The sequence below is a fragment of the Vibrio sp. 10N.222.55.C6 genome (genome assembly GCF_041473395.1).
Lineage (GTDB): Bacteria > Pseudomonadota > Gammaproteobacteria > Enterobacterales > Vibrionaceae > Vibrio > Vibrio crassostreae_C.
Map to the genome: position 1 here is coordinate 1 of NZ_JBFRSD010000378.1, position 283 is coordinate 283.

A 283-nucleotide genomic window follows, 5' to 3' on the forward strand; every position below is an offset into this window, starting at 1 on the left:
AGTGAGCTTTACGAAGTGATCGCTCAGAAAGAAGGCGTGTCGAACCGATTGAGAACCTTGCAAAAAGATCGACGTGTCATTATCAACGGGCTCTCTATTCAAATTCAATACCCTATTACTCCGTCGCAAGACATATACGAAAGCGTGCCTTTAAAAGAGATAAACGAAACAGAGCAACGCTCGATCATGGATCAGGCGTTAAAGCTCAATAACGATTTATTGGTAGCAAAGAAGACCGTAGAGAGAAGCCGCAGAAGCTTAAAAGAGAGCGGTACGAATTTCT

At 43.1% G+C, this 283-nt stretch carries 1 pseudogene; it reads left to right on the plus strand.

The window, feature by feature from the left end:
* Nucleotides 1–283, plus strand: a pseudogene (locus tag AB4486_RS24205) (TolC family protein); the annotation flags it as partial.